Below are 10,802 nucleotides of genomic sequence, written 5' to 3' on the forward strand. Positions count from 1 at the left end.
TAATCTAACGGGTTATTTTTCTTTTGATTTTCTGTCTAGCTCTTCAATCTTTACTTGCCAAATTGCTGGCCCAGTGACATGAACTGATTCACCTAAACTATCAACAGCGACAGTGACTGGCATATCTTCAACCACAAATTCGTAAATAGCTTCCATACCCATATCTTCAAAAGCCACTACTTTTGCTTTCTTAATAGCTTTAGAAACTAAATAGGCTGCGCCACCCACCGCCATTAAATAGACCGACTTATGGTTTTTAATTGACTGAACGGTTTCAGGGCCACGTTCGGCTTTACCGATAGTGCCGAGCAAACCCGTTTCTGCAAGCATCATTTCAGTAAACTTATCCATACGGGTTGCTGTTGTTGGTCCTGCTGGGCCTACGGCTTCATCGCCTATCGCATCAACAGGCCCCACGTAATAAATAAATTTATCCGTAAAGTCTACCGGCAATTTCTCTCCAGCAGCTAACATTTCTTGAATGCGTTTATGAGCCGCGTCACGACCGGTTAAAATGGTGCCGCTAAGTAAAACGGTTTCGCCAGTTTTCCAAGTACTAATATCAGTTTTTGATAATTCATCAACGTTAACGCGACGAACATTTTCACCCACTTCCCAGGTGATTTCTGGCCAGTCTTCTAATTTAGGTGGCGTTAAGTCGGCAGGACCCGAGCCGTCAAGATGAAAGTGTACATGACGAGTTGCCGCGCAATTTGGGATCATCACTACGGGTTTTGACGCCGCATGAGTAGGCACTGACATGATTTTGATATCAACAACCGTTGTTAAACCCCCTAAGCCTTGAGCGCCAATACCAAGTTTATTTACCCTATCGTAAATTTCTAAACGTAATTCTTCTTCGGCATTTTCTGGACCACGGTCGATAAGGTCTTGAATATTTACGGGTTCCATTAAGCTTTCTTTAGCTAATACACCCGCTTTTTCAGCCGTTCCACCAATACCTATGCCCAGCATACCCGGCGGACACCAACCAGCGCCCATAGTAGGTAAAGTTTTAACAACCCAGTCAGCAATAGAATCACTTGGGTTTAACATCGCCATTTTAGATTTGTTTTCACTGCCGCCGCCTTTGGCCGCGATCATCACGTCTATTTGATCACCTGGCACCATCTCAATATGCACAACCGCTGGCGTATTATCTTTCGTATTAATACGCTTACCTGCAGGGTCAGAAACAATAGATGCACGTAATGGGTTATCAGGATTAAGATAAGCACGACGCGTGCCTTCATCCACCATTTGCTGCACTGTCATATCGGTGTTATCCCACTGCACAGCCATACCCACTTTGACGAAACAGGTAACAATACCGGTATCTTGACAAATAGGTCGCTTACCATGAGCCGACATACGCGAGTTAATTAAAATTTGCGCAATGGCATCTTTAGCTGCCTGGCTTTCTTCTTTGTGGTAAGCCTTTTCAAGTGCTTGAATAAAATCTAGCGGATGGTAGTAAGAAATATATTGCAGCGCGTCTGCAACACTTTCGATTAAATCTTTTTGTTTAATAATGGCCATAACGGTCTCTTTTTTATTAATTGGGCGAGAGAAGAGTTGAAAGTTATAAATTTGCCGATATCATACCTTGCTTGTTAAAGACCTACTAGTATCAAATGGTCTAATAATAACGATCAAATATAGCAACCCCACTTCGAACTGCAGCATTGAATAGCTCAAGGTAGTTTGAATATAATGACTTAACATAAAACCTGTGAGAATATTTTGCCGACTAATTCCCCAACGCAGCTATCCGCTAAATTACTGCAGCTTGATCTAAGCTTTGATAGTCAGTCACTTTTTGCCACACTTGCTGAGCAACCTTGGGCAATGTGGCTAGACTCCTGTGAAAGTAGCCATGTTGATAGCCGCTATGACATTATGGTTTGGCAACCTCATACCACACTAACCACTGTCGGTAATGTGACTCGCATTAATCATAAACTCGACAACAGTGAGTATCACAGTCATGACGACCCATTATTGTTGTTAAAACGTGAACAAAAGGCGATCTTTAGTCATCTCGAGATTACTGAACACGACTTGCCTTTTAAAGGCGGTGCAGTCGGCTATTTCGCCTACGATTTAGGTAAACGTTTTGAGGCCATAAAACAGCAAAACAGTAAAGATATTGATATACCTGAAATGGCCATTGGTATCTACCAACATGCGGTAATCTATGATCGAAAATTACAACAATTTTGGTTGTTATGTCTTGATGAACAAAGAGCGGATTTTATTGCATTTTTTAACCGCGCCCTTTTACAAAATAAAGCGCAAGCTACTGAACAAGTCGTTGAGCTAAAAGCGCCAGAAAATAATTTCAAGTTAACTACGCCGTGGCAATCAAATATGGCGCCTGAACAATATCGCGATAAATTTAAGCAAGTGCATGACTACTTGCTGTCTGGCGATTGTTATCAAATCAATCTAGCCCAGCGTTTTACCGCCCAATATACCGGTAGCGAATATCAAGCGTATTGTGCCTTGAGACAAGCAAACATAGCACCTTTCTCAGCTTTTTTACGTTTTGAGGAGAGTGCCATTTTAAGTATTTCACCTGAGCGATTTTTACAACTGGTCGATAATAAAGTACAAAGTAAGCCGATTAAAGGTACCCGCCCACGCAGCGATGATGCAGCCCAAGATCACGCTAACGCCATTGAACTGCAGCAAGCCAGTAAAGATAAAGCAGAAAACCTGATGATAGTTGATCTGTTACGTAATGATATTAGTCGTGTTTGTCTACCCGGCACAGTAACCGTACCAGCACTTTTTGCCATTGAAAGCTTTCCAGCCGTACATCACTTAGTAAGCACTGTGGAAGGTAAGATAGACCCACAGTATGATGGCAGCGATTTATTACGTGCTGCGTTTCCTGGCGGTTCTATTACCGGTGCACCAAAAATAAGAGCCATGGATATCATTGAAGAATTAGAGCCTCACCAACGTAGTATTTATTGCGGCTCTATTGGATATTTGTCAGCTTGCGGTAATATGGATACTAGCATCACCATTCGCACTTTAGTTTGTCACAATCAGCAAATACATTGTTGGGCTGGCGGTGGCTTAGTCGCCGATTCAAATGTTGACAGCGAGTATCAAGAAACTTACGATAAAGTGCGTAAAATTTTGCCGGTATTAAGCCAACTAAACTCGGCATAATCTAAGGCCGAGTATCAAAGATAAAGCCCCCCCGAACGCCAAGTAGCCCCAGAGAACTTGGCACTTTTAGAGTAGCGTTAAGGTGTGTATGACTAGAGAAGAATTTATACAGCGCTTTCAAATGCAAGCATTGCCCGCTTCAGCACATAAATTTCGCTACCGACATAAGCTTAAAAGTGCCGCGGTCTTGATCCCCATTGTCCATCATCAAGGCCAGCTTGAAGTGGTATTGACCAAACGTGCCAGTCATCTTACCCATCACCCAGGACAAATCAGTTTTCCAGGTGGTAAAGTCGAGCGCTATGATGATGATATGATCGCAACAGCACTGCGTGAAACACAAGAAGAAATAGGCCTACACGCTAGTTGCATAGAGGTACTTGGGCAACTTAAACCTTACCAAACTATATCAGGTTATGAAGTAACGCCGATTGTCGCCCTTATTTCAAATAACAGCAGCTATCAAATTGACCTAAATGAAGTTTCAGAAGTGTTTCATGTGCCTTTATCACACTTTTTGCAACGACAACATCATATTCAAGTACCGGTTTATCATGATGGCAAGCAACACAATGTGCACTATATGCCTTATCAAGACTACAATATTTGGGGGGCAACCGCCGCTATGTTGCATGACTTGAGTATTTTATTAAACCAAAGAAACTAGCGTGATACGCATTAAATGAACAGTCAATTAATGAATATCACGCTTGAGCCAACCGATAAAAAATATTAGCTATAGTTATACCCATTGAACCAAATTTTTGTTTTGCATGTTGAAAGCTTTCAGCTACAATAACCGAACAAAATTTTAATTCCACCCACTTATAACAGTATATATTCAGGTTTTCTTATGATTAGTGTATTTGATATGTTTTCAATCGGAATTGGCCCATCCAGTTCTCATACCGTTGGCCCAATGAAAGCAGCAAAATTGTTTGTTCAAAATCTTATAGCAGATAATAAATTAATTAAGACAGATCGCGTGAAATGTGAACTGTTTGGCTCATTAGGTCAAACAGGTATTGGTCATGGTACCGGTAAAGCCGTTATTCTGGGGTTAACGGGGCAAAGCCCTGAAACCATTCCAGTTGATTCTATAGAATCTATTTTAGCTGAGGTGGTAGCGAGCGAAAAAATAAACCTGAATATGCAGCATTTTGTCGCTTTCCCTAAAGCCAATGCCATTATCTACCATCGCAGAAAATCCCTGCCCGCACATGCTAACGCCATGACATTTTTTGCTTATAGTGGTGATCTTGTCATCTTCGAAGAAACCTATTACTCCATTGGTGGCGGGTTCATTGTTAAAGATTGCGACTTTGAAAAAGAAAAAGACAAAGCCTTATCAACTCATGCCAATATTGATCGCCCTCACCGCTTTTCTAGTGCTGATAAGCTGTTAGAAATAGCCAATGAGAAAGGCTTAAGTATTAGTACCATCATGATGGATAACGAGAAGTGTTTGCAAGATGAAGCAAGTATTCGCTCGGGTCTAATAGAAATATGGGATGCCATGAAAGCAAGTATTGCACGTGGCATAGTCACCGAAGGTATATTGCCTGGCGGTTTAAAAGTCACTCGCAGAGCGCCCGCTTTACACAGAGCACTATGCGTTGAAAAAAATGCCGACCCACTGTCAGCCATGGATTGGGTTAATTTATTTGCCTTAGCGGTAAATGAAGAAAATGCAGCCGGCAGTCGTGTGGTAACCGCGCCAACCAATGGCGCGGCAGGAATACTTCCTGCGGTATTATCCTATTATGATAAATTTATTAAACCCGTAGATGACCAAGACTGTATTCGTTATTTATTAACCGCAGCAGCCATCGGTATTTTATATAAAACCAATGCTACTATTTCTGGCGCAGAAGGCGGATGCCAAGCAGAAGTAGGCGTTGCATGTTCAATGGCAGCCGGTGCATTAACAGAAATTATGGGTGGAACCCCAGAGCAAGTAGAAAATGCCGCGGAAATAGGCATGGAACATAACTTAGGATTAACTTGTGACCCCGTAGGAGGCCTAGTACAGGTTCCTTGTATCGAACGTAATGCCATGGGTTCAGTAAAAGCAATCAACGCTTCTCGTTTGGCACTTAGAGGTACAGGTAAGCAAAAGGTATCATTGGATAAAGTGATCAAAACCATGTGGGATACAGGTAATGATATGAAAACCAAATATAAAGAAACCTCACGTGGTGGCTTAGCGGTTAATATTACCGAGTGTTAGTATTCACTTTCATGTAAAAATCAGCTCTTAAAAACAAAAAAACCGTATTAAATAATACGGTTTTTTTATAGCTACTTTTACGTTTAACGCATAGGTAACTTAATATTGGCAAACATTTCATCTATCTCAGCATTATTCTTCAATAAGATAGCTTTGGTGACTAAGTCTCGATTTAAATGTGGCGCAAAACGCTCAATAAAGTCAAACATGTAACCCCGTAAAAAAGTACCACGCCTAAAGCCAATTTTAACCGTACTTGGACTAAATAGATGACTTGCATCGATAGTCACTAAATCATGGTCTATTTTTGGATCCATCGCCATGGTGGCAATAACTCCAACACCGACCCCAAGCCGCACATAAGTTTTAATCACATCAGCATCAGTTGCTGTAAAAGCAATTTTAGGTTCAACACCCATTTCATTAAAAGCGGCGTCTAGTTCTGAGCGTCCCGTAAAGCCAAAGACGTATGTTACTAAGGAATATTGAGCGATATCTTCAATAGTGATATTTTGTTTACTAGCGAGTGGATGATCCGCTTTTACAATAATACTGCGATTCCAATGGAAACAAGGCAGCATCACTAAATCGTTGTACAAATGTAAAGACTCGGTGGCAATAGCAAAGTCAGCATCACCTTTACTTGCCGCATCACTAATTTGAGCTGGTGTGCCTTGATACATATGCAATGAAACTTTTGAATATTTCTTCATGAAGCCTTGAATAACTTCAGGCAAAGCGTAACGTGCTTGAGTATGAGTCGTTGCAATACGCAGCTTGCCCTCATCGGGTTGCGTATGTTCTCGAGCAACCGCTTTAATCGCTTCAACTTTCGACAAAATCTCTGTCGCTATGTTAATAACTTCATTACCCGCAGGTGTCACATGAGTTAAGTGCTTGCCACTGCGGCCAAAAATTTGAATACCGAGTTCATCTTCAAGCATTCGTACTTGCTTACTAATACCAGGTTGCGAGGTAAAAAGACTTTCAGCGGTGGCGGAAACATTTAAGTTATTATTAAGTACTTCGACGATGTAGCGGAGTTGTTGCAGCTTCATAATTACCATTCAGAGTTTTCTTAGACGAAAAATATATACTTAAATAGACATTTATTCCATATTATTTTTTACATTAGGTGTAAATAACTTACTGATTACCCATTTGTTCACAAAACAAACCGCTAATCTGTTAGTCGAATCGAGCACATAAAATGTCACAAACAAGCTAATGTAGCCAAATACTTAAAAGAAGCCGCTTTATCCTTTGCATCATCGAACAATTTTTGTAGACTGGCGTATTAGTAATTTATATTTATCATAATAGAGAATTAAACATGGGCATTATCTTCGCTTTAATTATCGCTTTAATTATCATTGTCGTGGTACTGGGTGCAATTCAACAGCACAAAGAAAAAGTACAACGTGAAAAGCGAACTAAAGCAGCAAAACAAAAAGCCATCATCGATGAAACGGAAGAATTACTTTTAAGTATTGCCAACCTACCAAATAATCCACATTTAGTTCTGATACTTAATAACCGCAGTTTAAATGCAGCAAAATCTATGGCGAGAATATTACCAGATGATAAGCCGTTAATTAAACGCATAAGAGAAATGCAAGAGCGTGTCAATACTAGCCAATCTAACACTAGCCATCAAGCCGGTGAGCAAATCTTTATTTTGCCTGACAATGAGCAACAATTAGTCGCTGCTTTGCAATGCATAAAAAAATTGCGAGTGATATTAAAGTCAGAACAGTCAAAAGGTAATTTAGATGCACAAACCCTTGCTCAAGAAGATAATAAATTATCTGCTATGCAACTTAAAATTGGCGTAGAAACCTTGCAAAAACGTGGTGTAATAGCCTATCAAAAAGAAATGCTGGGGTCGGCAAGACAATATTTAGAAAAAGCCCTACAAACGATATCAGAAAGCCCTATTCAAACTGAATACTGTCTTAGCAAGCGTGAGGAAATACAAAGCGTGCTAGAAGATATTACTTCTTCGTTGAACAATACAAATGCTAAAGATGCCGCTAAAAAAGCCAAAACAGAAGAAGATGATTTAGACTTACTATTTCAACCAAAGAAAAAGTGGTAATTTTTTATTTGAGGCAAATAGCTGTCAGCAATGCCAGTTGTTATGGCTAACTTTTGATGAAAACGCCAAAAAATCATATCCCTTATATTACTCTACCCTCTTTTTTGCGTCGGGTGCTAAAGGCCTACGCACTTAAAGCCTTAATCCGTGAGCAAGGCTGCGAAATTAGCCGCATTGGTCGCTCACGGAACTGGCAGTTAAAAGCAACTTTTGAACAACTAGAACAAACCATTAGCCTGATAGAGCAAAGTGAAGAAACAAGTTGGCAATGGCTAGCAACACACCTATCCAAACAGCGTAAAAATTTAGGCTTTGACATGTTATTAACTATTGCTCAAAACAAACCTGAGATAACAGTCTCTGAGCTCATGCAGCGTACCGACTGCACAATAGCGGAAGCGAGACGGGTAATCGATACCCTCGAATTTGGTTAAAATAACGCTTTTCAGCCATTGAGTTAGTTAATAGCTAATTAACCATAACGAAAGATATACTACACACATCAACTCAGTTTATGTGGAGAAGTGTTAATTGTAACTTGGGTTCAATGCAGCTTTGGATAACTTTAACTGGCTCAGGTGGCCAATAACTGAAAAATTCAATACAGCGGATGGAACAGTAGAAGTAATTTTTCTAAACAATCAAATAATACATTGATAAATAAATTTTAATAGAAAAAGTGATGCATCAGCGCAATTAATCACTTTATTACAGAAGAGATTCAGATGAACCCAGAAAATAAAACCGTACTGTTATTCGATCTTGATGGCACTTTAGTTGATAGTGCTCCCGATCTTGCTGCAGCGATAAACAAAATGCTACTAGCATTAAACTTAACGACATTTCCCCAAGAAATTATCCGTAGTTGGGTAGGTAATGGTGCAAAAACCTTAGTTGAACGTGCTTTACATCACTCTTTTAACAACAATACAGCTGTAAATAACAGCTTAAGTGAAGCAAAAGTAAACAAAGCTTTGGCGATTTTCTTAAATTACTACCGACAGTGTTTATGCGTTGAATCAAGGTTATATAAGGGAGTAAGAGAAACCTTATTAGCCTTAAAGAATCAGGGCTATCGGTTAGCGATTATCACCAATAAACCGACAGAGTTTATCGAACCTATTGTTAGAGGTTTTGGACTTGAAGGTTTATTTGAGTTACAACTGGGTGGCGACAGTTTAGTCGAACGCAAACCGCATCCTTTACCACTTTTATATGCCTGTGAAACATTAAAAGTCTCAGCAGCGCAATGTCTAATGATAGGTGACTCTAAAAACGATATCTTGGCGGCAAAGGCGGCGAACATACAAAGCATTGGCTTAACTTATGGATATAACTATGGTGAAGATATTAGAGTCTACCAACCTGACTGGTGCCTAGATAACTTCGCTGAGTTGTTAGACTTACTCAGATAACATAAAATTAGCTAACATAAAATTTTTCGCTAACGCTGCAGGATAATCCCGTTGGCGAGCAAACATAATCGCTTTATTAGTCACCTCTACTTCTGAACATTGTAAAGTGATAGGAAAATAATAGTCATGTAAATGCTCTCCCACTTGTGCTGAGCTAACTAAACCAACATCAAGCAAATTTTGTAAAATAACATCCGCGGCTGTCAATGCAGAAGATGCTTTTACTATTTCGGTACGAGCATAATGCTTACCATAAAAAGAAACGTCTGCCGCACGTAAGGTGGCATCATCGCCAGGAATTTGTTGTGCGCCAAACATGGGCTTAGCCGCAACGTTTGCTTGCGAAAAATTAGTTATGTATTGTGCAAGGTATTCAATAGAACCGACTGTTCTATCCTTTATTAACTTTTCCGGCCATTGTTGCTCGATTTTTTTAATAAACCGCGATAACAATCTAGGCTGTGCACTCTGCTCGGCGCTGGCCACTAACCCTTTGTCAAATAAAGTAATGTCTTGTGTCATACCATGTAATTGAAAATAACCATCTGGGTAAGGCGTTAGCTGTGCCATGCCATTGGGTGTGCCACGTTCACCATAAAAAACCACTTCTGGCCACAAGCCCTGGCATTGCGCCCAATGAGCAACATATGCAGCTTTAAATTCAACCATACGTTCGCGCTTAGCGTGCAGCATGTCATCAATCTCACCGCTCTTAAAGCCACAGGCGTTAATAACATAATCAAAATCAGCCTGTTGGTGATTGTTATCTTGAGAGTTTTTATAAGTTACACGCCACTTTTTTGCGCTAGCTTGGTGTTCAATATTGACGACTTGGCTATTAAGTTTTAGCTGACAACAAGGTAATTTTTCAATCGCGAGTGTGGCGATAGCAGCCATACGAAAAGCAGACCAACCATATTCTTGCACAAGCAGAACGGGAAATTTTAATTTGTCTAAATCCACTTGTTGAGCAAAAGCCACCAACCAGTCTTCGTTGGCTTCAATCTGAGTGGGTAAAACTCGTTTCGCTAAGCTCTCTAAAGCATTGCGGTCAAATAACAGAAAATATTGCTCAGGATCACCCAGCACTTTATTACTAATATTTTGCTGTACGAGTTCAGCGTAACGTTCACGCAGTTTATTTAAGCGAGGTAATAGATCATTAATCTCACCTTGATCTGTTTTCGGTAAGGCAATAATAGTCGGGCGATAGTTAACACTATGCGGAAAAACTTTTACCGTGTCTATTGACTGCTCCAACAGTGTTATACATTGTTGTTCAGAAATCTCTCGATATAAATTACCACCGGCATGCAAATGACAAAAAGGAGGGCCATTCACCAAACTCTTGCCTTTTTCTATCAACGTAGTGTTAATGCCTAGTTCAGCAAAACGTAAAGCAATAGTTGATCCCGCCACTCCGCCACCAATAATACCGACTTTTACACTTGAGTTTATAAATGGCGGTTCAGGAGTTAAGATTTTATTCATAAAGTTGACAATATAATACTTTCATTGGGAAGTTTCACGTAGAAGAACGTCATTTACATAGGGTATATGGACTATAAAACTATTTTGATGTACTTTTTTATATTGAAAAATAGTGCTTAAATAATCTCGATACATAATAAAAATTAGTAGTTAAATAATCAAGTGATTCTGCATTAATATCTTGATATAAGTTATTCAAAACTAGCAATTGACTGAGGTTGGAGGGTTTTCTTAACGCTTTGTAACCTTTTATATTGTATCAAGCTAACTCAAGCTTTATTTATCAAATGCCAGAAAGCAAAAAACCCGTAGCGTCAGCTACGGGTTTCTCTAAATAGAAGCCTAGCAATGTCCTACTCTCACATGGGAACTCCCACACTACCAT

At 39.9% G+C, this 10,802-nt stretch carries 9 protein-coding genes; 6 read left to right on the forward strand and 3 right to left on the reverse strand.

Annotated elements, in window-relative coordinates:
* Positions 1 to 12: 12 nt before the first annotated feature.
* Positions 13 to 1,539 (reverse strand): fumarate hydratase, encoded by a 1,527-nt coding sequence (locus H4J65_RS01895; RefSeq protein ID WP_182194736.1) that lies wholly within the window; start codon positions 1,537 to 1,539, stop codon positions 13 to 15.
* Positions 1,540 to 1,743: 204 nt separating this feature from the next.
* On the opposite strand from H4J65_RS01895, the gene pabB reads away from it, so the two are divergent.
* The 3 genes from pabB (at position 1,744) to H4J65_RS01910 (ending at position 5,413) form a co-directional block, all read left to right on the forward strand.
* The gene (gene pabB / locus H4J65_RS01900) at positions 1,744 to 3,183 is read left to right on the forward strand and encodes an aminodeoxychorismate synthase component I (RefSeq protein ID WP_259367470.1); all 1,440 of its coding nucleotides are present in this window, start codon (positions 1,744 to 1,746) and stop codon (positions 3,181 to 3,183) included.
* An 88-nt stretch (positions 3,184 to 3,271) separates the two neighbouring features.
* Complete coding sequence (locus H4J65_RS01905) at positions 3,272 to 3,850, forward strand: CoA pyrophosphatase (protein WP_182194739.1); 579 nt, start codon at positions 3,272 to 3,274, stop codon at positions 3,848 to 3,850.
* A gap of 186 nt (positions 3,851 to 4,036) precedes the next feature.
* Positions 4,037 to 5,413: an L-serine ammonia-lyase gene (locus tag H4J65_RS01910; RefSeq protein ID WP_182135608.1), complete on the forward strand. Its 1,377-nt coding sequence runs from the start codon at positions 4,037 to 4,039 to the stop codon at positions 5,411 to 5,413.
* Positions 5,414 to 5,496: 83 nt separating this feature from the next.
* Here the strand turns inward: H4J65_RS01910 and cysB are convergent, their stop codons facing one another.
* Positions 5,497 to 6,471, reverse strand: coding sequence for an HTH-type transcriptional regulator CysB (gene cysB / locus H4J65_RS01915; RefSeq protein WP_182135694.1), 975 nt, complete (start codon positions 6,469 to 6,471; stop codon positions 5,497 to 5,499).
* A 275-nt stretch (positions 6,472 to 6,746) separates the two neighbouring features.
* Here cysB and H4J65_RS01920 point away from each other — a divergent pair, with 275 nt between their 5' ends.
* The 3 genes from H4J65_RS01920 to H4J65_RS01930 all read left to right on the forward strand — a co-directional run bounded on the left by H4J65_RS01920 (position 6,747) and on the right by H4J65_RS01930 (position 8,926).
* A complete protein-coding gene (locus H4J65_RS01920; protein WP_182135607.1) occupies positions 6,747 to 7,511 on the forward strand; it encodes a hypothetical protein in 765 nt (254 codons plus the stop codon).
* Positions 7,512 to 7,567: 56 nt separating this feature from the next.
* Complete coding sequence (locus tag H4J65_RS01925; RefSeq protein WP_182135606.1) at positions 7,568 to 7,945, forward strand: ribosome recycling factor family protein; 378 nt, start codon at positions 7,568 to 7,570, stop codon at positions 7,943 to 7,945.
* A gap of 291 nt (positions 7,946 to 8,236) precedes the next feature.
* Positions 8,237 to 8,926, forward strand: coding sequence for a phosphoglycolate phosphatase (locus tag H4J65_RS01930; RefSeq protein WP_182194744.1), 690 nt, complete (start codon positions 8,237 to 8,239; stop codon positions 8,924 to 8,926).
* On the opposite strand, the gene H4J65_RS01935 is transcribed toward H4J65_RS01930, so the two are convergent.
* Positions 8,915 to 10,417 carry an FAD-dependent oxidoreductase gene (locus tag H4J65_RS01935; RefSeq protein ID WP_182194747.1) on the reverse strand — a complete coding sequence of 501 codons (1,503 nt, stop codon included), beginning with the start codon at positions 10,415 to 10,417 and terminating at the stop codon, positions 8,915 to 8,917. The two genes, H4J65_RS01930 and H4J65_RS01935, sit on opposite strands and share 12 nt — an antisense overlap.
* Positions 10,418 to 10,802: the final 385 nt, after the last annotated feature.

The organism is Colwellia sp. MB02u-9, assembly GCF_014077085.1.
Lineage (GTDB): Bacteria > Pseudomonadota > Gammaproteobacteria > Enterobacterales > Alteromonadaceae > Cognaticolwellia.

Coding starts and splice junctions, on each gene's coding strand:
- H4J65_RS01930 (WP_182194744.1), top strand. CDS start 8,237: ATGAACCCAGAAAATAAAACCGTACTGTTATTCGATCTTGATGGCACT.
- H4J65_RS01905 (WP_182194739.1), top strand. CDS start 3,272: ATGACTAGAGAAGAATTTATACAGCGCTTTCAAATGCAAGCATTGCCC.
- H4J65_RS01895 (WP_182194736.1), bottom strand. CDS start 1,539: ATGGCCATTATTAAACAAAAAGATTTAATCGAAAGTGTTGCAGACGCG.
- H4J65_RS01920 (WP_182135607.1), top strand. CDS start 6,747: ATGGGCATTATCTTCGCTTTAATTATCGCTTTAATTATCATTGTCGTG.
- cysB (WP_182135694.1), bottom strand. CDS start 6,471: ATGAAGCTGCAACAACTCCGCTACATCGTCGAAGTACTTAATAATAAC.
- H4J65_RS01925 (WP_182135606.1), top strand. CDS start 7,568: ATGAAAACGCCAAAAAATCATATCCCTTATATTACTCTACCCTCTTTT.
- H4J65_RS01910 (WP_182135608.1), top strand. CDS start 4,037: ATGATTAGTGTATTTGATATGTTTTCAATCGGAATTGGCCCATCCAGT.
- H4J65_RS01935 (WP_182194747.1), bottom strand. CDS start 10,417: ATGAATAAAATCTTAACTCCTGAACCGCCATTTATAAACTCAAGTGTA.